This window comes from Marinomonas sp. 15G6-16 (genome assembly GCF_055809555.1).
Genome location: NZ_CM147916.1, coordinates 1,512,079 through 1,534,316 on the forward strand (window position 1 = coordinate 1,512,079; position 22,238 = coordinate 1,534,316).

General features: G+C 43.0%; 17 protein-coding genes and 2 pseudogenes. 12 read left to right on the plus strand and 7 right to left on the minus strand.

Features of this window, described 5'->3' with window-relative positions; translation table 11 throughout:
• Positions 1–69: 69 nt before the first annotated feature.
• The 5 genes from AC0L46_RS07375 to AC0L46_RS07395 form a co-directional block, all read right to left on the minus strand.
• On the minus strand, positions 70–828 hold the full coding sequence (locus AC0L46_RS07375) for a BPL-N domain-containing protein (protein ID WP_473506937.1): 759 nt from the start codon (positions 826–828) through the stop codon (positions 70–72).
• Between the two features lie 31 nt (positions 829–859).
• Positions 860–1,420, minus strand: coding sequence for a biotin transporter BioY (locus AC0L46_RS07380; RefSeq protein ID WP_473506939.1), 561 nt, complete (start codon positions 1,418–1,420; stop codon positions 860–862).
• Complete coding sequence (locus AC0L46_RS07385) at positions 1,421–2,035, minus strand: energy-coupling factor transporter transmembrane component T family protein (RefSeq protein ID WP_473506941.1); 615 nt, start codon at positions 2,033–2,035, stop codon at positions 1,421–1,423.
• Positions 2,010–2,771: an energy-coupling factor ABC transporter ATP-binding protein gene (locus AC0L46_RS07390; protein WP_473506943.1), complete on the minus strand. Its 762-nt coding sequence runs from the start codon at positions 2,769–2,771 to the stop codon at positions 2,010–2,012. The genes AC0L46_RS07385 and AC0L46_RS07390 overlap by 26 nt, the downstream gene beginning before the upstream one ends.
• A gap of 191 nt (positions 2,772–2,962) precedes the next feature.
• Complete coding sequence (locus tag AC0L46_RS07395; protein WP_414682255.1) at positions 2,963–3,781, minus strand: MurR/RpiR family transcriptional regulator; 819 nt, start codon at positions 3,779–3,781, stop codon at positions 2,963–2,965.
• A gap of 377 nt (positions 3,782–4,158) precedes the next feature.
• On the opposite strand from AC0L46_RS07395, the gene AC0L46_RS07400 reads away from it, so the two are divergent.
• The 9 genes and pseudogenes from AC0L46_RS07400 to AC0L46_RS07440 all read left to right on the plus strand — a co-directional run bounded on the left by AC0L46_RS07400 (position 4,159) and on the right by AC0L46_RS07440 (position 16,060).
• The gene (locus tag AC0L46_RS07400) at positions 4,159–4,818 is read left to right on the plus strand and encodes a helix-turn-helix transcriptional regulator (RefSeq protein WP_473506945.1); all 660 of its coding nucleotides are present in this window, start codon (positions 4,159–4,161) and stop codon (positions 4,816–4,818) included.
• Positions 4,819–4,878: 60 nt separating this feature from the next.
• Positions 4,879–5,490 carry a glutathione S-transferase family protein gene (locus AC0L46_RS07405; RefSeq protein WP_473506947.1) on the plus strand — a complete coding sequence of 204 codons (612 nt, stop codon included), beginning with the start codon at positions 4,879–4,881 and terminating at the stop codon, positions 5,488–5,490.
• Positions 5,491–5,726: 236 nt separating this feature from the next.
• Positions 5,727–6,587 carry an ABC transporter ATP-binding protein gene (locus AC0L46_RS07410; protein ID WP_473506949.1) on the plus strand — a complete coding sequence of 287 codons (861 nt, stop codon included), beginning with the start codon at positions 5,727–5,729 and terminating at the stop codon, positions 6,585–6,587.
• A 3-nt stretch (positions 6,588–6,590) separates the two neighbouring features.
• Positions 6,591–7,577 (plus strand): ABC transporter substrate-binding protein, encoded by a 987-nt coding sequence (locus AC0L46_RS07415; protein ID WP_473506951.1) that lies wholly within the window; start codon positions 6,591–6,593, stop codon positions 7,575–7,577.
• Positions 7,578–7,654: 77 nt separating this feature from the next.
• Positions 7,655–8,622, plus strand: a pseudogene (locus AC0L46_RS07420) (FecCD family ABC transporter permease).
• A gap of 332 nt (positions 8,623–8,954) precedes the next feature.
• Positions 8,955–12,326, plus strand: a complete 3,372-nt coding sequence (locus tag AC0L46_RS07425) for an MHYT domain-containing protein (protein ID WP_473506953.1) — start codon at positions 8,955–8,957, stop codon at positions 12,324–12,326.
• On the plus strand, positions 12,326–13,321 hold the full coding sequence (locus AC0L46_RS07430; RefSeq protein ID WP_414682282.1) for a response regulator: 996 nt from the start codon (positions 12,326–12,328) through the stop codon (positions 13,319–13,321). Before AC0L46_RS07425 ends, AC0L46_RS07430 begins: the two co-directional genes overlap by 1 nt.
• A gap of 160 nt (positions 13,322–13,481) precedes the next feature.
• Positions 13,482–14,786 carry a methyl-accepting chemotaxis protein gene (locus AC0L46_RS07435; protein WP_473506955.1) on the plus strand — a complete coding sequence of 435 codons (1,305 nt, stop codon included), beginning with the start codon at positions 13,482–13,484 and terminating at the stop codon, positions 14,784–14,786.
• A gap of 224 nt (positions 14,787–15,010) precedes the next feature.
• Positions 15,011–16,060, plus strand: coding sequence for a peptidase M42 (locus tag AC0L46_RS07440; RefSeq protein WP_414682284.1), 1,050 nt, complete (start codon positions 15,011–15,013; stop codon positions 16,058–16,060).
• Positions 16,061–16,077: 17 nt separating this feature from the next.
• On the opposite strand, the gene AC0L46_RS07445 is transcribed toward AC0L46_RS07440, so the two are convergent.
• Both AC0L46_RS07445 and AC0L46_RS07450 read right to left on the minus strand, forming a co-directional pair.
• Positions 16,078–16,605, minus strand: coding sequence for a DUF7482 domain-containing protein (locus AC0L46_RS07445; RefSeq protein WP_414682285.1), 528 nt, complete (start codon positions 16,603–16,605; stop codon positions 16,078–16,080).
• A gap of 121 nt (positions 16,606–16,726) precedes the next feature.
• Positions 16,727–18,754, minus strand: coding sequence for a sigma-54-dependent Fis family transcriptional regulator (locus AC0L46_RS07450; protein ID WP_473506957.1), 2,028 nt, complete (start codon positions 18,752–18,754; stop codon positions 16,727–16,729).
• 382 nt (positions 18,755–19,136) lie between these two features.
• On the opposite strand from AC0L46_RS07450, the pseudogene AC0L46_RS07455 reads away from it, so the two are divergent.
• From AC0L46_RS07455 to AC0L46_RS07465, 3 genes and pseudogenes are all read left to right on the plus strand, one after another.
• Positions 19,137–20,224 (plus strand): annotated as a pseudogene (locus AC0L46_RS07455) (ABC transporter ATP-binding protein).
• Positions 20,225–20,226: 2 nt separating this feature from the next.
• On the plus strand, positions 20,227–21,369 hold the full coding sequence (locus tag AC0L46_RS07460) for an ABC transporter ATP-binding protein (protein WP_473506959.1): 1,143 nt from the start codon (positions 20,227–20,229) through the stop codon (positions 21,367–21,369).
• Positions 21,359–22,228 carry a carbohydrate ABC transporter permease gene (locus tag AC0L46_RS07465; RefSeq protein ID WP_414682289.1) on the plus strand — a complete coding sequence of 290 codons (870 nt, stop codon included), beginning with the start codon at positions 21,359–21,361 and terminating at the stop codon, positions 22,226–22,228. The genes AC0L46_RS07460 and AC0L46_RS07465 overlap by 11 nt, the downstream gene beginning before the upstream one ends.
• Positions 22,229–22,238: the final 10 nt, after the last annotated feature.

Below are 22,238 nucleotides of genomic sequence, written 5' to 3' on the forward strand. Positions count from 1 at the left end.
TCAACTGAAACAATATCAACTAAGAGATTATGGCAATACTTGGCTAGATATTTTCTTAAAGTAGATGGCTTAACAGGAAGGGAGATTAAGGCTGGCTAATAAGCTTTCCATCAGCTCCAGACGTAAGTCAATGTCATCTGGCAACCGAGAGAAATGCTCGTACTGATTGCCGATCACATTAAAATCTAGCAGCTCAACGGCTTCGTTATCGTATTCAGGGTGTGTTGAACACAACAACCATTGTCCCTTTCCGTATTGGCCTGAGACAATCGCTGCTGGTTTTTCTGGCAAATCAGCAAAAGACGCCAGCACCTTATAACCTTTTGCCTCATCATCAGTTGCCGCCTGAGGCTTAAAAACACAGCCGCCCAAATACAGTGACGTGACTGATTTACCTTGGTATTCCAGAGTCACTGAATGGGCATCGGTCTGATTGTAGTTATCACCCCGACCAAACGCCTCGATCGGTCCGACCGCCGCCCCCGAGAAGAAATCCAGTTCATTCTCAGTAATGATTTCATGGGGCAAACCTTGCGCCCATTTTGTCACACTGCAGCCCATATAAGCGCCAGCACAAATACCAAAATAGTGGCCGCCCTGTTCAACATAGTGTTTAATCATGCGGTTTGCTGCGCCATTGAGCTTATCGGCTTTATAGCGACTGGCGCCGCCGGGCATAACGAACAAGTCCACATCATCCGTTAAAGCACCGTTTAAAATCTCATTGGCATTAACGAAGCAAACGCTGCTTTTACCGTACAGCCGTGCCAGCGCATAATAGAGGACGTGGTTAGCGGAAACATTATCCGTATAAATCAGAATCTTCACCTGACGTCCTCTACTATTGTCCACACAGATATTAAGATGTGGCTTTAGCCTGTCGAGACAACAAGCTTGCTGGACGAGCTTTCGCAATGGCTGCGGTTAACAAACCAGCAATAATCGCTTTTATAATGTCTCCGGGTATGAAAGCAATCATCAATGCTGCGGACTCAAAGAAGGTTTTTTCCAACACGATCGCCATGCCAACAATGCCAAACAGATACATCACGAAGATGCCGCCGATAATGGAAGCAATAACTGAAACAAGCGCAATAGAACCCGAGCGCCACTTCTCAACGATCAATCCTGTCACATAAGCAGAAACCGGCCAGCCAATTAGAAAACCACCCGTTACGCCAAAGAACAATCCTAAGCCGCCGCGACCACCCGCCAATAAAGGCAAGCCAATAGCAACCAATAATAGCAATAACAACACAGCTAACGCTCCGCGTTTGGCGCCCAGTATCGTGCCGCAAAGCATAATACCAAGACCCTGTGCGGTAATCGGTACACCAAAGCCGAGGGTGATTTTAGGGATCAAACCCAGTGCGGCAATCAAGGCTGTAAACAACGCTATGTAGGCAATATTCTTTTCCATCTATTTTCTCTCTTGGTTTGTTAATCCGCCGCGGGCCTTTAAGGCTTCGGCAACATGATCCGCATCGTCAAGCGCGAGGACCGTGAAAGGTAAAATGATTCGCCAGCCGGAGCGACGATTTGATCTAGCTCGCCAAGCCAAAGATAAGTTCTGTCCTTTGGAAACCAGCACGGGTGTCATTCGTATCACCAAGGCAATCGCCAATTCTAATAAACGAGGGTTAAAGCCAAGCCGTTGCAGCGGGCGAGTCAACCAATGCACAACGTCTATCATGTCGGAAAGGCGCGTTGTCATGGTGACTAAATTCGCCAGCCCCACCGCGGAGACCATACGAAAAGCAATCGTTAAACCCAGTGGCAACTCGTCTGTAAACAGGTGCCAAGCAACCACAATAAAAACAAACGGCCACAATATTTTCAGATGCTTCCAGCCATTTTTAAAAAATCGCATCCCAGGCAATGCATAGAGCACAGCGACAAAGACCACAAACACACCATGAAAGAGGGCGCTATCAATAAAGAACAAGCCAAAGGTCACCAAACACAGCAACCCTAGCTTTAATCCAGCGGGCCAGCGATGTGCGCGGGTTTCAATTGGAGAGGTCAGAGATATCATCGCTTTCTCCCAGTTTATGCATGGCCGCTAGATAACGTGGCATCACTTCGTCGGACTGTCCCAAGGCTTCGACTTGCCCAGCTTCTAACCATAAAAGCTGATCGTAATTCTGCAAATCATCGGGATCGTGGCTGATGTGAATAAGACTGCCAGAAAAAGTATCGAGGTAACGCTGTAATTGGCGCTTGGTCGGAATGTCCAAGCCAGCAAACGGTTCATCAAGAATAATAAGATTCGGTTTCATGGCGACAATCGACATAAGGCAAACCAGATGCTTTTGCCCTTGAGATAACGCAGAACAATGAGCATCCTGCCAGTGCTCTTTGCCAAACGCAGACAAGACTTCCAGAGCATTATGTTTGGCAGTGGCTTTGCCTTGGCCCAATTGACGTAAGCCGAATATGACTTCTTCTAATACGGTTGGGAAAATAATCTGGTGTTCTGGGTTTTGAAACAACAGGCCAACCTCGCGCAAGGCTGCACGGCGGTCTTTAAACGGATTAAAACCAGCAATTTCAAGTTCCCCAGACGTGGTGTCAATCAATCCAGAAAGTAAGCGAGATAAAGTGGACTTGCCTGAGCCATTACGGCCAATCACGCCAAGTCGACGAGCATTCGTCTCCAGAGACAATTGGTTAATGACCTGTTTGCCTTCGACTTCTAGGCAAACCTGATCTAACCGAATAGCACAACCCGTCGTAGTAGAACTTTCAGCAGGGCTCTTCATATTCATCATTCACATCAGCGCTCAGTACAGATAAAACGTGCCACAAACGCACACGCTATAAAGAAGACACACGGATAAAATACGCGTATCTGTCTACCTTGGGCGCGAGATACTAGCAATGCCAGCAATTAATGTAAACTGCAAGATTTCTATTGGTTTACAAAGGTTCAAAAAGAAAGCTAAAGATTGAAAGTTTTTCCCTAAGGCTCTAATTCATCCAGTGTTTCGTATAACCCTGAAATATCTTGCGCTTGGTTACTGGCACTGTCGCCCAGAAAACCAAAGGTGCGGTTGCACAACATGGAGATCAAGCTCATTGGCGCGGCGTAGCTGTCGAATGGGGATTCGTTGCCAAGATGACAAACAAGCACGTCTGACACTTGCTGGTTATAAACCTGCCCTGTTGGGTCGGTAATCAAGACAGTATCGCGTCCTTCTAAGACTTGTATGATGTGTTTGAATTGACGTGTGCGCCTTCTAAACCCCAAAAGCACAATCACTTCATCATCGAGAATATCGTGCAAGTCTTCACCCAAGGTTTGACCAGGCTGCGGCAGTAAACGCACAGAATGGCGTACTTGTTGAAGCTGTTGACGAAAATGCAGCGCCATTGGATACGCATTGCGAAAACCAATCAAGGTAACGCGGCTCGCCTTCGCCAATCTCTGGCTTATGTCGTTAAGAATATCGGGACGCAGACCCTCAAAGGTCAAAGAAAGATTTTTCATTTCTTGAGCGGTTTGGTCTAACGACGCACCTTCGATAAAAGTCGGCACGCCACTTTCTCGCAAAGCAAGCTGAGCTTGTTTCGCAACATGATGTGTTTCATAACCAAGCTGACGGAAAAAGCGGCTTACGGTGGCTTTTGACGTTTGCGTCTTTTCCGCGATTTCCGCAGAAGTTTGGCTCACAATCGCCAAAGGATTCTGCTGTAGATAATTCGCAATCGACCGTGCAGAAGGAGAAAGGTTAGGGTAATTTTTCTCGATTAGGGATAACACATCCTGCTTTGTCGTCACGTAAAAACCTCTGTTTGATAATAATTACTAATAAGGTAATAGATTGTAGATAATCTGCCAACTGAGATCCGCTTTTTATTTCAAGTTGCACTAAAAAAGAAACTTAAGTTTCACTTTCCCATCAAGCTCGAAAGTATCATCTGCCACCGATCAACATGCGTTTACTCTCAGATAGCTTACTTAGTTCGATTCTAGATACTCCACACAATAGTCACTCCGTTTAATAAAATGCGGGCTTCTCGGCGTACTTCAATCAGGTTTTCAAAAGAGTGCTATTATTTAATGAGTGTTTTAATTTTGTTACTTATTTGTCATCTTAATAGGATAGCGTTCATAAAAACCTTACCCGTTTCATTGCCAATAGGAGAAATTCCAAAATGAAAATGAAAGATCAATTAGATAGCCCTCAGCCGTTGAAAAAGCATAAAGCCAAGTCTAAAAAGGCAGAATCAAAGAAGAAAAAGCAGGCAAAAATTGAGGGTAAAAAACAATCTAAAGAAAAGAAGGTAAGTAAAACAAAAGAATCGACACCTATTATTGAGCAACCTGTAGCGGCTCCAAGCAACAAAAAGGCAGCAAAACCAGCGCCTACGAAACAAGCTGCTCCAGAAGAGAAAAAAGCACCTGAAGTGAAGCCGGAGCCAGCTCAAGTAGCCACTCCAACACCAGAAGAACTAACAACAGCCGTTACAACACCTTCCACAGAAAGCTTAACCAGATCACGCGTTTCAAAAAGCCTAGAGCCGATGTCAAAAGAAGACCAGTTGGTTGCGGTAAATCAAATCATTAAACGTTTGTTATTAAACGAAATTTCACAAGGCGAAGCACTTCGTGAATTACGAGTGAATGTTTTGCGCCTAAGACAAGAAGCTTACACTGAGTTAACTGGCGTTTCGCGAAAAACCTTGTCTGAAATCGAAAACGATAAAGGCAACTATACCCCCGAAATCATTAACAAAGTTTTTAAACCTTTTGAATTAAAAAGCAGCTTGGTACCAACATCGAGCCAATTATTGGTTGCGATTTTAAGCAGCTAATTTGTTACAGTCGCGTTATAAGTGACAGTAAATAATTAATTCACCATTTAGGGAAACTTTATGATTTTGCACGATTTTCTACCTTCAGGAAACGGTTATAAAATCCGTTTATTATGTGCTTGCTTAGGACTAAAAGTGTCGCTAAAAGAATACGACATAACCAAAGGTGAAACTCGAACTGCCGAATTTTTAGCGTTAAGCCCGAATGGTAAAATCCCAGTTTTAGAGTTGGATAATGGAGAAGTGCTCAGCGAAAGCAACGCCATCCTTTTGTATCTTGCAGAAAAACATCAGTCGCCTTTATTACCGTCTGACCTGATACAAAAAGCCGCATTATATAAATGGCTATTCTGGGAGCAATACAGCCATGAACCGAATATCGCTGCCGTGCGTTTTTGGTTAACTCATAATGCCATGACGCCACTAAAAGAGCAGATGCTGCCCGAACGAATTCAACAAGGCAATGCTGCCTTGCAGTTAATGGACGACACTTTAAAACACCATACTTTTTTAGTTGGCGACGCCATATCGCTGGCAGATATTTGCTTGTTCGCCTATACCCATGTTGCAGAAGAAGGTGGCGTTTATACTCTCAGCGACTTTCCAAATGTCCAACGCTGGATTAAAACCATCGAGTCACAGTCTTGGTTTATTCCAATTAGCCAACGCTAATCCCTTTTTGTATAACATCCTCTTCAAAAAGCAGAACAACAGATACATGTTCTGCTTTTCTCTTTATGACGACCACTTCATTTAATCACTGCATGTGGAGATGAAAATTCTCACAGTTCCATCGCTTGTTCATATCAAGCTGGCTACGTATAGTTTGCGATAATAAAAACTGTGTTTGTCTTTAGAACAGTTAATGTTATATTATAACATTAACGCCTTACGGAACCTGGCTACCCTTGATAAATGATACCACCCACTCTCAGCCTAAGAATGCGCTGCCTTCCTTTTTTTCACGCTGCCAACCCGCTGCGATGACATTAGAGGATGTGGCTTGGTCGCCTTACAAGGACAAACCTTTACTCTCACCGATCAATATCTCGGTCAATGCTGGAGAATTTGTTGCCGTTGTTGGCCCAAATGGTTCTGGTAAAACCAGCTTATTACGTTGTCTTTATCGAGTGAACAAACCAACTTCTGGTCGGGTTTTATTAGATCAGAAAAACATCTGGTCACTTTCTGCTCGCCAATGCGCACAGCGCATCGCAACAGTTCTACAAGACGTCAGCGCAGAATTTGGCTTGAGTGTTTTTGAAATGGTCGAGATTGGTCTAACACCAAAATCAGACAGTTGGAAACGCACGGATGACGACATAAATGCTATTCATAAAGTTCTAAGACTACTTGATGTACATCACTTTGCAGAGCGCTCTTTTAGTTCCTTGTCTGGCGGCGAACGCCAACGAGTGATCATTGCTCGTGCTTTGGTACAGAACCCAGATATTTTGATTCTAGACGAGCCAACAAATCATCTTGATATTCGCCATCAGCTGGAAGTGTTAGAACTGCTTTCAACGCTGCCTTGTACCGTCATTGTGTCTTTGCATGACCTGTCTCTCGCGTCCACTTATGCGGACCGTGTTTTGGTAATGAAAGAAGGTCGCATGCAAGATTATGCAGAACCGAAAAACGTTTTCACTGAAGACCAAATACGCCAAGTGTTTGATGTGGAAACCGTCATTGATGAACACCCTATTACTCAACGACCACGCTTTTCATTCCATTTAAATGAAAAACACTTAAATAAAAAGCAGGATTAACCTATGCCACACTCAACTCGCCATTCCATCAAATCCACGCATTTTTTCATCGCAGGTTTGATGTTTTATGGATTTCAAACCAGCCAATTACAAGCGGTAGAGTCTCATTATCCTGTTCATGTACAAAGCTGTGATCGAGTCGTGACGTTCGATCAAGCACCACAAGCTGCGGTACCAAATGATTCTCACTTAACGGAAATGATGCTGGCATTGCGTCTTCAAGAGCATATGGTTGGCTACACAGGCGTATCCGGCTGGAAAACACTCGATCCAACATTGCGCGAAGGCATTGGAGAATTACCTGAGCTTTCTCCAAAATACCCGACCAAAGAAGTACTGCTTGGCGCAGACGCTGACTTCTATTTCGCGGGCTGGAACTACGGGATGAAAGTCGGTGGTGGCGTAACACCTGATACACTAGCGCCGCTGGGGATTAAAGTTTATGAACTAAGCGAAAGTTGTATTCATATTATGGATAAGCCTAAAGTTTCCATGGATGATATGTACAACGACTTACTAAATTTGGGGCGTATTTTTAATGTTGAAGCGCGCGCCAATAACTTGGTCGAAGGCTATAAGAAAGAGCTAGAAAGTTTTCAAGCAAACTTAGCGCCATTAACACAAGCTGTCAGCGTATTTGTCTATGATTCAGGCGAAGAGCAACCTTTTACAGCAGGGCAACATGCAATGCCGACGGCACTAATTGAAGCGGCAGGAGGCAAAAACATTGTTGATGATGTGCGTAAAAGTTGGACACAAATTGGCTGGGAATCTGTCATAGACCGCGCTCCTGAAGTCATTGTGATCGTCAATTACGGTCAAGTAACCGCACAGCAAAAAATTGACTTCCTACGCAGCAATCCTGCGTTCAGCGACATTCCTGCTATCAAAAACAATCGTTTTGTCGTATTGGAATACGTTGAAGCCACGCCTGGTCCACGCAATATTGAAGCAATTAAACGCTTAGCTAAGGCCTTTAGAACAGAATAATGAAAAAAGCCAGATTCATGCCTAAGCTCACATTGCGAGCACTCTTACTGACGTTAAGTATCTTACTCATTATTTTGATGGGCATAGCTGTTGGCGTTGGCTCTGTCTCTATTCCACAATCCACCGTTTGGGGAATCATTGGTAACAAGCTGTCATTGACCAATAGTTTGCTAACTTGGTCAATGGGCCGCGAAAACATTGTTTGGGCTGTTCGTATGCCTAGAGTCATATTGGCTGCTATTGTCGGTGCAATATTAGCGTTAGTGGGGGCGGCATTGCAGTCTGTAACCCGAAACCCTTTGGCCGATCCTCATTTGCTAGGCGTGTCATCCGGTGCGGCGCTTGGCGCCATTATTGCGCTACTTCATACAGGTATGATTTTAGGACTGATGACGGTACCCGTATTTGCTTTTCTTGGAGCGCTTTTTGCTATGTTTTTGGTGCTTGGCGTGGCAAATTTCTCAGTAGCGCACAGTGCAGGTCGTCTTATTCTTGCTGGTGTTGCTGTCGCTTTTATTCTTACTGCCTTAGGTAATTTATTTATCTTTATGGGCGATCATCGAGCTTCTCATACTGTTATTTTCTGGATGCTTGGTGGTTTAGGTCTCGCGCAATGGGGGCAACTTTGGTTTCCCTTTTCACTCTGATATTGGGCGCAGGGTACTTAATCTATAAAGCGAGATACTTAAATGCCATGATGCTTGGAGATGAAACAGCCACCACACTAGGCGTTCCTGTCCCTCGCTTTCGTTTTATCGTTATCGTTGTGTGTGCGTTATTAACCGGAGCGGCTGTCGCCTTTTCAGGAGTCATTGGGTTTATCGGTTTAATGGTGCCGCATATTGTTCGCTTGCTAGTCGGTGGGGATTACCGAAAAGTTCTTCCACTGTCAGCGCTTTTTGGTGCGTTGTTTTTAGTTTCTGCGGACATCGTAGCTAGAATAATAATTCCACCTGAAGACATGCCAATTGGTATTTTAACTGGGTTGGCTGGAGGGATCACCTTTGTTTTCTTAATGCGACAAAAGCGAAACGTATCACTTTAATAGTCGAATTAACCTTCTACCTCTAGGGAAGGTACGAACAAGTCCTTATAATGAAAAAACATCTTTTTTGTTATTCAAAATGACAGTGCTATTTGTGTCGGAATTTACAAAAAATGCCTCTGATATGACCCTAGACGGGATATTTCTCGTAATTATATCTTCAAAAATCTCAATATTTACACATATTTAGCCATTAGTAATATTTATGATTTTTACTTTAGGTTAAAATCTGCACTACATATGTATACTTAGGTAAACATATGTAATCCATTATTTTGATATTTTAGACTATATTTATATTTGTCCTTTTTTCAGGGGTTAAGCATTTTTACATGAATTGGCTACAAGACTTTTTTGTTTTTGACATGACAAGCTATCACTCTGATATGGGGACTTATAACTACTGGCTGGTTCTGTTGTCAGTTATTATTTCCTCTGCGGCGGCTTTTTTCTCTTTGCATTTTGCTTCTGTCGCTCAACACATCACGATTAAAAAACATAAAACTATTGCACTAGCTTCTGGGTCATTGGTTATGGCCGGTGGCATTTGGAGTATGCACTTTGTTGGTATGTTGGCCTACGATATGGGTCACTCAGTCAGTTATGAACCATGGTTGACTCTGTTTTCCATACTCCCTAGCGTTGTTGCATCCTACATAACACTGAACCTTCTAATTCAAAATAAACTTACATCTTGGCAACTTATCTTCGGTGGCACACTTGTGGGTGCCGGAATCGGTACGATGCACTATATGGGCATGGCAGCCATGGAAATGGATGTGGATTTACGCTACGACCCATTTTGGTTTGCTTTATCTATTTTTGTCGCTGTTGCATTAGCCATCATTGCTTTATCTGCTCGCTACCACATCAAGCGGATTCGCAAGAACCTAAATGAGAACATTATTAATGCCTTTAGTGCTGCCATCATGGGTGCTGCTATTTCTGGCATGCATTATGTTGGTATGACAGGCGCTCGCTACATTCCTATTCCAGGTATGACTCATGATCATCACTTGCACATGGAGAGTGGCGACAATAACTACCTTTCTCTAGCTGTAGCCATTTCCACATTGCTCATTTCGATATTGGCCACCAACATTACCTCACAACTTCGTTATCGCCAGCTATTACTTGAGAAGACGACGAACGAGTTACGCTTGAAAACCACTTTAGACACAGCTGTGGATGGTATTATCACCATTGACCACAAAGGCTTGATTCAAGAGTTTAACAAGGCGGCTGTGACTATTTTTGGTTGGCAAGAAGAAGAAGTCATTGGCAAAAACATCTCGATGCTCATGCCTCAGCCTTACGAAGAAAAGCATGACGGCTACCTTCTAGACTTTAATAAAACAGGCCTAAGAAAGGCAATTGGTAGAAATCAAGAACTCCCAGCACTACACAAAGATGGCCATACTTTCCCTATTCGTTTAGGTGTAGGACAGGTCCAAATCGATGGTTTTGACTCCATCTTCGTAGGCTTTGTGACAGACATTTCTGCTCGACGAGCAATGGAAGAGAAAGTCCGCAAAAGCGAAGAACAGTACAGTTCACTTATCAAAAATATTCCAGGTGCCTCCTTCCGCTGTAAACTGGATAAGAACTGGGGAATTATTTTCATTAGTGATGCTATTGAAGAGCTTTCTGGCTGGAAAGTGAGTGATTTCCATGATGGCAGAATTCATTTAGCGGACCTTATCCATACAGACGATAACGAGAAAGTCATCGAAGCTGTAAACAAAGCCAAAACAGGTCACCAGACTTATACTGTCGAATACCGCTTTAAACACAAAGAAGGGCATTACCTTTGGGTACTCGAAAATGGCTCGATTGTGCTTAATGGAAACGGTGAGGCACAGTGGATTGATGGCGTAATATTAGACATATCCGCTCGAGTTGAGATGGAAGATGAATTACGCCAAGCTAAGATAAAAGCAGAGCAATCAGCAGAAAGTAAATCGGCATTTCTTGCGAATATGAGTCATGAAATTCGTACGCCAATGAACGCCATTATTGGTTTCTCTGACATCTTATTAGAGTCTGACATTTCCCTAGAAAACAAAAAGCACCTAAGCACCATCAGTAAATCTGGGCGCTCTTTACTTCACTTGTTAAACGACATTTTGGACAGTGCAAAGCTGGACAAAAATAAACTCGAATTGGACGAACAACCTTTTGACCTAATGAATATGGTTGATACGGTTATATCAACCTTATGGCTACAAGCAAAAAGCAAAAATGTGGAACTGAGCTTCACGATTGAAGATGGCATCAGCAAAGCATACTTCGGGGCAGAAGGCCGAATTCATCAAGTATTAATGAACCTACTAGGTAATGCTATCAAATTCACCGAAGTAGGCAGCGTCACACTGACCATTTCAAAACAGGACAATGGCTTTCTACGTTTTTCTATCCAAGATACAGGCATTGGTATTCCACCAGATCGACTCAAAAGCATCTTTGAACCTTTCACACAAGCGGATGCTTCTATGAGCCGACGCTTTGGCGGAACAGGTTTGGGAACAACCATTTCCAAACAGCTAGTTGAACTGATGGGTGGCAAAATACACGCATCCAGTGAGCTCAATGTTGGTAGTTGTTTCTCTGTTGATTTGCCTTTGGAAGAAAGAAGCTTTGTGCCTAGTAACAAACCAAAAACTGTTATCGGCCTTGAGCCTAAGAAAGTATTAATTGCAGATGATGTTGAGCAAAACATTACTCTACTGACCATTATTCTGAAGCGTCAAGGTCATGAAGTCTGCTCTGTTGCAGATGGCTCTGCAGCTGTTGAGAAATTTAAAATTGTTCAACCCGATATTATTTTAATGGACATTCAAATGCCCATTATGGACGGTTTAACAGCGGCTCAGATTATTCGAATCTACGAAAAAGACAACAAACTACCTCGTACTCCGATTATTGCCTTAACCGCCAATGTATTGCTTGAAGACAAGTTAGAAGCACAAAACGCTGGTATGGATGGTTTTGCGAACAAGCCTATTGATGTTAATGCACTGACTATAGAAATGGCCCGCGTTTTGAATATTGAAGCCATTGAGCAAGTCATTCCAGACGAAGAGCAGGAATCCATCGAAGCGACCAGCAAGAAGCAGGTTAACTTCGAAAAAGGCTTAGGCTTATGGGGCGAAGCATCTGTTTATTTAGCAGAGTTAAACCATTTCTACGAATTAAATAAAGCACTTTCAGACACGCTCGTTAGTCATGTGGAAAACGACGAATTTGACGAAGTAAGTGCGCTGGCTCATGCAACTAAAGGCTCATCAAGCAATTTGGCATTATTAGGCATAAGCAAACAAGCTGCCTTTATTGAAAGTTCTGCGAAAGCACAAAAACGCAGCGATTGCCTGAGCGCAATTGAGCAATTACAAAATCATATGATGTGTTTTAGCCAAGAATTAGAAGTACTTAAAAATACTCATCAGCCAGAAGACACTAGCAACCAAAGAGTTGTCTCTTCAAAAGCATCCAAAGAAGAGTTATTAGCAACCATTGAAGAGCTAATCGAATTGGCAAAAGCAGGCGAAGTAGATGATGAGAAAATAGATCTGTTTGTCGATAACATCGAAACCAGTCTAAAAGCAAAAGCCGTTGAGGTAAAAAATGACCTTTTAGATTTTGACTTCGATACTGCACTTGCGACATTATCAGAACTGAAGAAAGTCATTAAGGAAGAGGCGTGATGATCCAAAAGAAAACATCAGCGCGAATTTTACTTGTAGACGACGAGCCAACTAATCTAAGGATTTTGCGTCATATTCTACAAGATCATTACACTCTGTCATTTGCTAAATCAGGTCAAGCCGCTTTAGAGCTTGTTGAAAAAGAAGAAATCGATCTTATTTTACTCGACGTGATGATGCCGAATATGACGGGTATCGAAGTTTGCCAGAAACTGAAACAGAACCCTGCAACAAAAGAAATACCGGTCATTTTTGTTACTGCTCTAAGAGACGCAGGAGACGAAGAAAGAGGCTTTGAGATAGGCGCTGTCGATTACATTACCAAGCCGGTTGTGCCTGCTATTGTTCTTGCTCGCGTGAAGAACCACTTATCTTTGACCAGTGTTGCCGCTCTGCATCAGACTCATCTAGACCTCATCCAGAGACTAGGCCGTGCGGCAGAGTACAAAGACAACGAAACAGGCATGCATGTACAACGCATGAGTCGCTACACCCGTGAATTAGCAATCGCTTACGGCTTTCCTGAAGACTATGCTGATGACTTGATGATGGCTGCGCCAATGCATGATATTGGTAAAATAGGCATAGCGGACAATATTTTATTGAAGCCCGGTAAACTAACGGCTGAAGAATATGAAGTAATGAAAACTCATGTTGAGATTGGCGCCGAGATCTTGTCGAACCCTCGCTCTCATCTGATTAAACTAGCTCATATTATGGCCCTATCTCATCATGAAAAATGGGATGGATCTGGCTATCCAAAAGGTCTATCTCAGGAAGATATTCCCATTGAAGGTAGGCTAATTGCTGTTGCCGATGTATTTGACGCTCTAACCAGTGAACGTCCGTATAAAAAAGCATGGTCTGTTGATGACGCGGTAAATTATATCTTTGAGCAATCAGGCAAACACTTTGACCCAGCTATTCCGCCTTTATTAAAACAAGTGTTACCAAAGATCTTAAAAATTAAAGAATCGTTCTCTGAAACTTTTTAAGAAAATCCTTATTTTCGACATATTCCGAAAATAAGGTAAGGCATATAATCGCCGAAACTTAGTGAAAATGGATTTTACTCCTTATTTTTAAGGAGACTCGCTCATTTGAGCAATAAGCGGTACTTCCATTTAAATTAAGCAAAGGTAATCTATAACTTTTATGTTTTTCAAAAAGCCATCACATCAAATAGTAAATCCAGAAGAACAGGTTTTAGCTCTCCAAAATAGTGCATTCATTGAAGCAATGCATAAGTTCTGTGCCACCATTAGCTTTTTACCTGATGGCACAATTCTGGAAGCAAACACACATTTCCTCAAAACATCAGGCTATTCTCTAGGTGAAATCCAAGGCAAAAAGCATGTTATCTTTTGCCCTGAAGAAATCGCTCAAAGTACAGAATATAAAAATTTCTGGCCATCTCTCGCTGCAGGCCAAAGCCAACAAGGTACATTTTTACGTCAACGGAAGGACGGATCAGACCTATGGTTAGAAGCGACTTATTTTCCTATTGAAATAGACGGTAAGGTCGTAAAAGTTGTAAAAATAGCAGCCGATGTAACCAAAGCGAAAGAAATGTCTGACAAACAAGTTGCTGTTTTCAAAGCCATTGATCGCTCTTCTGCAACCATTGAATTTAACCCAGATGGAACCATCATCACGGCCAACAAAAACTTCCTAGATACAATGGGCTACCCTCTTAAAGAGATTGTTGGTCAGCATCACCGTAAATTCTGCACAAACGACTTCTACCAAGAAAACCCTGATTTCTGGAAAGACCTAGCACAAGGGCATTTTGTTACAGGTAAATTTGAGCGAATTGATAAACAAGGTCGAAAAGTATGGCTCGAAGCCAGCTACAACCCTATTTTTGATGACGAAGGCCAAGTTGTAAAAGTTCTCAAAGTGGCGTCTGACATTACTCAACGCATTAATGAACAACACGCGACACAAGAAGCCGCAGAAGTTGCTCATTCCACGTCAGTAGAAACATCAAAAGCATCTGCAGACGGTGCTGAAATACTCAGTCGCACCGTTGAAACATCCGACAAAATTGTCCTTGAGATTGAAACCGCGACTCAGCTGATCGAGCAACTTAATGTTCAATCCGAAAATATTGCTAAAATCGTCACGACAATTGGCTCTATCGCAGACCAGACTAACTTACTTGCCCTAAACGCTGCCATTGAAGCCGCACGAGCTGGGGAGCATGGTCGAGGCTTTGCTGTCGTTGCCGATGAAGTAAGAACGCTAGCGGCTCGCACAAGCACGTCCACCGTTGAGATTGAAGATATGGTTGCACAAAACAGCAGCCTTACTCGTCAAGCAAAAGCTAACATGGACAATGTAAGCCAGCGCTCAGTTGAAAATGCCCAGCTTATTAACCAAGCTGCATCGATCATAGGACACATTAGAGCGGGCGCCGAACACGTTTCAGCAACCGTTAGTAAACTCCTACATCGTTAAGTGTTCAATCCGTCTCTTCACGGATTACGTCTACTATAAATCGAAGATGAAATATCAGTCAGAGGGCCAACTCTCACTGGTATTTCATCTAATCGATCTTCCCAAATAGTGAAAGCTTAAACTCACTCTCCCCTTCTAAAAATAGAGAAAAAAACATTATGTAAATCGCTCAATTGGGTTTATAAACGTGCTTTAAATTTCACCTCTTTTTGGACCCTTATTGCATGCCTAATGATGACTTTATTGACCTGCTTAAACTGCTTGTTCGCCAACCTAGTGTCGTTGGTGCGGAGCATTCTTTTTTCCGAGTTTTGCAGCGCGAACTAGAAGAGCGTGGCGCAAAAGTCACTTGGTATGAAGGTCTATTGGTTGCCCAAGGTAGTGAACCTTTTAGCACTATGTTTTCGGCTCATATTGACCGTCATGGCTTGGTTTGCACTGGCCCAAATGAATTCCAATACGCTGCTTTTGTTTCTGCTAACCGCACAGATTTATTAAACAATTCCGTGTCAGAGGAATTAATGAGCAAAGTAACGGAGCGTTTCAACCATGAAGAGGTGTACGCTTACGAACCTTGGTCCGGCGTGTATCGCGGTAAAGGCGTCATCAAAAAATCTTACGTGTGTGAATTTAGAAACAACTTAATCTTCGAAATAGACGGTTTAGAGAGTGTGGTTGCGGGCACGCCAATTGCTTTTAAAGACCAACTCAACATTGTGGAAAACCGCTTCGAAGGTCAACTCGACAACGTCATCTCGGCTGCGGCATTAGTTCATCTTTTTAGTCTTGGATTTAAAGGCACCGCGTTTTTCACAGCACAGGAAGAAGCAGGCAAAAGCTGGCGTTATTTACTGGAGTGGTTCCGTCGTTTCGGTGGATCAACTAACCGTTTATTTGTCGTTGATACCAGCCCGTTTCCAAATGTCGAAGCGGCTAATAAACAGCATCTCGTATTGCGCGAGAAAGACGCGAACGCGACTTTTAATCAGGAAAGTACGAAGTTACTTGAAGAGCTTTGTACGCAAAACGACGTCTCTTATCTTTATAAGAATCGCTATGTTGAAAATGAGAACATCAAGCGTGCGGAACAAGGTTTACCACCAAGCTCTTTGGGCAGTACAGAGCTTGGTCGAATCATTGCAGCATCAAATGGTTTAGTGGATGGAACAACCATACAAATCCCCACTATTGGCTATCATACGATGCATGAATCGGCCGCAGTGGAATCTGTGGATGCGTTTTTGGATATGCTAAAAGTAGTATCCAATATTTGATTTCGCTTTATCCTACATTATTTGTCTAAAGCAAAAGGAATGACAGGGCAATTAAGCACCACATCGGTTCTTGTGATGGTGACTAAGCCCTGATCTTCCGCAACAAAAATCGCTTCTTCTGAAGTTAGCTCATAAGCTTGGCTTGGATCATTCCACTCCACCACATATCTCAGCCAAAGAGGAGAATAGTGTGGGTCTCGGCTTTCTGGACCCAGTGGAGCAGGCACAGAAGCAAAGACACCTCTGTCTTGTTCTCCATTAGGAAAGTCATAAACTCGCTCTAAAGCGGTTTTTACATGAGGCGGTTTCGGATAATGTGGCACAGCATCACGTAAACGAGGGGCGTAATTAGCATTTTTTAGCTTTGCAATTTCTCGGTCAGACACATCCGTCGTAATGTAAAAAACTTCCTCGCCGTTATACCATGCTCTCAGCAATGGAAAACTCACCGTTTCACCAGGAATCGACTTAGGGTGAAAAGATGGACTACTGCAAGCCACCATCGACAAAGCGATCACACCCCACAATATAGACCGAAAAAACATACCGAATACTCCTAATAAAACAAAACCGCCAAAGCTAAGCCTGACTTTACACTAATTCATTCTATTCTCGCCAGAATGAATAGGTTTTACATAAAGATAGAGTACTTTAAGACCATAGAGTTCAATCTTCTCCCGCTTTCATTTTTGCGTATTTATAAACTGTGTTTCTGCTGACACCAGCCGTTTTTGCAGTTTGTGATACGTTACCTCTGAACTCGTTTAACAGTCTAGGAATCAGTTTCTCTAATGGCTCTTCTTGCTCAACATTTAGATTCAAAGGCATGTTTTCCATTGTGTCTAAATCATCAAAAAAATCATCCGGTAAATGCCACTCTTCGAGTATTTCTTCATCCGCCATAGCCATACCGACTTTGAGTACATGAGCAAGTTGACGTATGTTACCTGGCCAAGGATGCTTAACCAGAAGGTCTATCATTTCTGTCGACAATTCTGGACCAGGCTCTTCTTTGCATAATCGATTATGCAAATATTGGATCAATTCGGCTTTATCTGTACGTTCACGCAAAGCGGGCAATTTAATGTTCAAACCCGAAATCCGATAGTACAAATCTTGTCGAAAACGGCCTTCTTTGATTTCTGTTTTAAGGGCTCTGTTAGTCGCTGAAATAAGTTTAATATCAACAGGATACACTTCGGTGGAACCTAAAGGAGTGACGACCCTTTCCTGTAAAACACGCAACAAGCGCGATTGCACTGCCATGGGCATTTCACCAATCTCATCAAGAAATAATGTGCCTCGATGAGCACGGCGAATCAGCCCGATGGAACCTTTATTTTGAGCTCCAGTAAAAGCCCCTTTTTCATAACCAAAAAGTTCAGACTCAACCAAATCAGACGGAATTGCGGCACAGTTCACTGCCACCAACATCTCTTTCGAACGGGAGCTATGATAGTGTAAACTGCGTACAAAAATTTCTTTTCCTGCACCGGTTTCACCATGAATCAAGATCGGAATGTCTTTCTCCATAATCTTATTAGCTTGGTTAACTAGACGCTCAACATTCTCATCGCCGTGCTGTAATTCAGCTAATGGGATGACATTATCTGGAATGTTTGAAGGCATTTCATTGTCCACTTCAGTCATTTTCTCAACCGTTTGAGTTTTTCCTATTTGATCATTCTTGATCTGATCATCCACCACATGAGCATTTAATTTTGCCGGTGACACATAGTCTGCACGTTGTCGAAAGTCTGGCACGCGCATAATTTGTTGCACTGGCGGAATCACTTTGACATAAAACTGATAACGCCCCATGGCGATCAATTTCATTGGCAAACTGAAGGGATGATGTTTGATTTCACGCATTTCAATGTCGAATATTTGGTTAATATTCAACAAGGCTAAATCTCGTGCTAAAACAACTTCAGCTCGACGGTTTGCGGAAACGATAGTGCCGTTTTCGTCGAGCACCAAAATACCCGACCAATGACTGTCCAAACTGACCACATTAGTATTAAAACTAAGAATAAAATGCTCTTGTTGAAAGGCGGAAAAAATCAGGCGATTTTCTACGCTCAGCGACATCAGCTTCACCATTCCGAAGGTATGATCCTGCGGTAAATAAGCGTCCGAGGAAATATCTAACACACCTACTAAATCGTTTTTCGTATTGTAAATAGGCGATGCGGAACCCACCATAAAACGATTGGCTCTTAAAAAATGCTCGTCTCGGCCAACTTGAATCGCCTCCCCGGTAATCAAAGCAGTACCAATTGCATTGGTGCCTGCCCCCATTTCGCTCCATTGATTACCACCAACCAAGCCATGCTCTGCAGCACTACCAAAACGAGGTTGTCCCCATGTATTTAATACATGACCTTGGCGGTCAGCCAAAACAATCATGCAGGCAGAATTGCTAAGAATGTTTTCATAGTAAGGAAGCACTTCGTTTTCCGTGGTTTCCAACAAACTACGATGTTGGTCTACCAAATCACTCAAGGTGCCTTTTGGTAAAGTAGCAAAATCAGGACGACTGCCGTGATCTAGTCCGAATTGCTCACAGCGGTACCACGAATCTTGAATTCGATCTTTATGACTCTGTTTTAGGCTCGGTTCTTGTGCCACAGCCGAGTTCTCTAATGCATTAACGTTTTGTTGATTTTGTTGTTTTTCATCTTCGTCTTGCATATCCAGCTCCAAAATCACTGGGACAAAGGAGCACAAATTCATGCACCTTTTTATTATCGACACCCATAAATGCAACAGCAAAAAAAGTAAAAACTGTGCACTAGGTGTTCATTGTTATGAGTGGACTGTAAACACTTTGAACACTCATGAACAGCTCTTTTTCGAAAATGAAAACACTCTAAATGTATGACAAATACAAAAAAAAACCTTAAATTTCAATTGGATATCTTTTTTATGAAAATAAAAAAAGTTTTGGCATGACATTTGTAATGTAACTTTAGAGATGTCTGTGTTCACTTTTTAACGTCAACACTCGATTTAAAAAAGTATTACTCAGAGCACAAAAAGTACAAAAAATAATAACAAGAAGAAGGTATCGACAATGTCCTTAACGCTGCAGAATGTATCGCGCGTTGTTGAAGGAGAAACCTGGATCGATCAAGTCAATCTGACTCTCGAGCCTGGCTCTTTCAATGTTCTACTAGGCAGAACCCTGTCTGGTAAGACGACGCTGATGCGACTCATGGCGGGTCTTGATAGGCCCACCACTGGCAAAATCATCATGAATGGCGTGGACGTCACTGGTGTGGCCGTTCGTGAACGCAATATTTCCATGGTGTATCAACAGTTCATCAATTACCCCAATCTTACGGTTTACGAAAATATCGCCTCCCCCTTCGTCTTGCCAAAATGGATGAAGCAGAGGTTGATCGTCGAGTTCGTGAAACTGCCGAAATGTTGCGCATCGATTCTTTCCTTGATCGCCTTCCGTTACAGCTTTCTGGTGGTCAGCAACAACGTACCGCCATGGCACGAGCACTGGTAAAAGACTCGCAAATCATTCTTTTCGATGAGCCTTTGGTTAACCTCGATTACAAATTACGTGAAGAGTTACGCCAAGAGCTACGAGCGTTGTTTAAGGCACGTAACTGTATCGCCATTTACGCCACAACAGAGCCAAACGAAGCTCTAGCTCTTGGTGGTAACACAGCAGTGTTAAACGAAGGTCGCTTGTTACAAATGGGGCCAACAGCTGAGGTTTACCATCAACCAAAAGACATCATCACAGCAGAAATGTTTTCTGAGCCACCAATTAATATTGTGCCTGGTCGAGTCAGTGAAGAAGAAGTTACCTTCGATGACACAGTGCATTTCCGTTTAAACAGCGATCTACGTCGCCTAACACCAGGAGAGTATCAATTTGGTGTACGCGCTTCTCATATTGGATTAGTGCCGCATTCTGATGACGATTTAGAATTGCCTGTTCGAGTTGATTTAGCAGAGATAAGTGGATCAGAAACCTTCTTGCACGTACACAACCAACACTTCGATTTGGTGTTGCATTTGTCAGGTGTTCACGCCTACCAAGTGGATCAAGAAATTAAAGTCTACTTTCCGACGCACAAACTTTATGCCTTCGATCATCAAGGCAAAATGGTGCATTCCCCAGCACGAATGAGGGAGCAATAACCATGGCTGAAATTACATTAAACGCTTTGGCTCACACCTATACGGAAAAACCAACTCGACCAGAAGATTATGCCATTCGTGAAATGACTCATGTTTGGGAGCAAGGTGGCGCATTTGCATTACTCGGCCCTTCAGGGTGTGGTAAATCAACACTGTTAAACATCATTTCTGGCTTGTTAGAACCATCCAATGGTGAAGTCTTATTCGACGGAAAACGCGTCAACGAACTGAAACCAGAAGAGCGTAACATCGCTCAGGTTTTCCAATTTCCAGTGGTATACGACACTATGACGGTGTTCGATAACCTTGCTTTTCCACTGCGGAACATTGGTGTTCCAAAACATAAAATCACTTCTAAAGTTCATGAAGTGGCCGAAATTCTAGAACTCTCTGATCAATTACAACGTAAAGCCAAAGGTTTGTCTGCTGACCAAAAGCAAAAAGTCTCCATGGGTCGCGGTTTGGTTCGTGACGATGTATCAGCCATTTTGTTTGATGAGCCACTTACCGTTATTGATCCGCAATTAAAGTGGAAACTGCGTCGTAAGCTCAAACAGATTCATGAACAGTTCAACATCACCATGGTGTATGTCACCCACGATCAGTTAGAAGCATCGACCTTCGCCGATAAAATCGCCGTGATGTACAACGGGCAAATCGTACAATTTGGTACACCAAGAGAGCTATTTGAAAATCCGGCCCACACTTTCGTTGGTTATTTTATTGGTAGCCCAGGGATGAACTTCTTCGAAGCCGAATTAAGAAACAATGAGAGCAGCGGAAAAGACGAAATTGTCTTTGGCGACCACATCATCCCCACTAGCGATGCAATGTTAGCGCATTTGAAAAATATGGAGACGTCCAAAGTAACCCTCGGTATTCGTCCTGAATTTGTCCATGTTTGGGAAGGCAAAAACGACGACGCCTTCGCGGTAGAAGTGGACTACGTAGAAGACCTTGGCACCTATAAAATTCTGTCCTTCTTATTTCATGGTCAAGTCATGAAAGCAAGACTAAGCGAAGATCAAAAGGTGCCTTCTGGACAAATCTACATCAGCTTCCCAGAGCAATGGACAAAGATTTATGTGGATGAGTATTTGGTAGATCTAACGCCTCAGAATAAGGAGACCGACCATGCAAACTAAAGTCGAAAACAACAAGGCATGGTTCCTTGTTATGCCCGTTTTCTTAATCGTTGCTTTCTCTGCCATCATTCCTTTAATGACGGTGGTGAACTATTCGGTACAGGATATTTTTGACCCTTACACTCGCTACTTTGTTGGCACGGAATGGTTCAAACAAGTCATGTTAGACAGCCGCTTGCATGAAGCCTTGCTGCGCCAGTTTATCTACTCCTTCACCATTCTAGCGATTGAAGTACCACTGGGTATTTGCGTTGCCTTAATGATGCCAACAAAAGGTCGAGGTGCATCTTTGGCTCTAATTCTTGTGGCGATTCCACTGCTCATTCCGTGGAATGTGGTAGGCACAATTTGGCAAATATTTGGCCGTGCGGACATAGGTTTGTTCGGAGCCTTTATGAGCTATATCGGCGTCGATTATAACTATGCCTCGAATCCTAGCGATGCTTGGTTAACCGTTGTCTTGATGGATGTTTGGCATTGGACTCCGTTGGTGGCGCTCTTATGTTATTCAGGCTTACGCGCCATTCCTGAAGTTTATTATCAAGCGGCTCGCATTGACCGCGCTTCTCGCTGGGCCGTGTTCCGTTATATCCAACTGCCTAAGTTAACGAACGTACTAATCATTGGGGTGCTATTGCGCTTTATGGATTCTTTCATGATCTACACCGAGCCTTTTGTGCTAACAGGTGGCGGACCGGGAAGCTCAACGACCTTTTTGAGCCAGTCATTAGTACAGCAAGCCATTGGCCAATTTGACCTTGGCCCAGCAGCAGCGTTCTCACTGGTGTATTTCTTAATCATCTTGCTCGTGTGTTGGGTGTTTTATACCACCATCATGAACATGCAAAAAGACATGTAGGAGCGGAATC

What these genes read in the sequence shown, in the direction of transcription:
- AC0L46_RS07380 (WP_473506939.1), bottom strand. Translation starts at nt 1,420, where the DNA reads ATGGAAAAGAATATTGCCTACATAGCGTTGTTTACAGCCTTGATTGCC.
- AC0L46_RS07385 (WP_473506941.1), bottom strand. Translation starts at nt 2,035, where the DNA reads ATGATATCTCTGACCTCTCCAATTGAAACCCGCGCACATCGCTGGCCC.
- AC0L46_RS07390 (WP_473506943.1), bottom strand. Translation starts at nt 2,771, where the DNA reads ATGATGAATATGAAGAGCCCTGCTGAAAGTTCTACTACGACGGGTTGT.
- AC0L46_RS07400 (WP_473506945.1), top strand. Translation starts at nt 4,159, where the DNA reads ATGAAAATGAAAGATCAATTAGATAGCCCTCAGCCGTTGAAAAAGCAT.
- AC0L46_RS07405 (WP_473506947.1), top strand. Translation starts at nt 4,879, where the DNA reads ATGATTTTGCACGATTTTCTACCTTCAGGAAACGGTTATAAAATCCGT.
- AC0L46_RS07415 (WP_473506951.1), top strand. Translation starts at nt 6,591, where the DNA reads ATGCCACACTCAACTCGCCATTCCATCAAATCCACGCATTTTTTCATC.
- AC0L46_RS07425 (WP_473506953.1), top strand. Translation starts at nt 8,955, where the DNA reads ATGAATTGGCTACAAGACTTTTTTGTTTTTGACATGACAAGCTATCAC.
- AC0L46_RS07430 (WP_414682282.1), top strand. Translation starts at nt 12,326, where the DNA reads ATGATCCAAAAGAAAACATCAGCGCGAATTTTACTTGTAGACGACGAG.
- AC0L46_RS07435 (WP_473506955.1), top strand. Translation starts at nt 13,482, where the DNA reads ATGTTTTTCAAAAAGCCATCACATCAAATAGTAAATCCAGAAGAACAG.
- AC0L46_RS07440 (WP_414682284.1), top strand. Translation starts at nt 15,011, where the DNA reads ATGCCTAATGATGACTTTATTGACCTGCTTAAACTGCTTGTTCGCCAA.
- AC0L46_RS07445 (WP_414682285.1), bottom strand. Translation starts at nt 16,605, where the DNA reads ATGTTTTTTCGGTCTATATTGTGGGGTGTGATCGCTTTGTCGATGGTG.
- AC0L46_RS07450 (WP_473506957.1), bottom strand. Translation starts at nt 18,754, where the DNA reads ATGCAAGACGAAGATGAAAAACAACAAAATCAACAAAACGTTAATGCA.
- AC0L46_RS07460 (WP_473506959.1), top strand. Translation starts at nt 20,227, where the DNA reads ATGGCTGAAATTACATTAAACGCTTTGGCTCACACCTATACGGAAAAA.
- AC0L46_RS07465 (WP_414682289.1), top strand. Translation starts at nt 21,359, where the DNA reads ATGCAAACTAAAGTCGAAAACAACAAGGCATGGTTCCTTGTTATGCCC.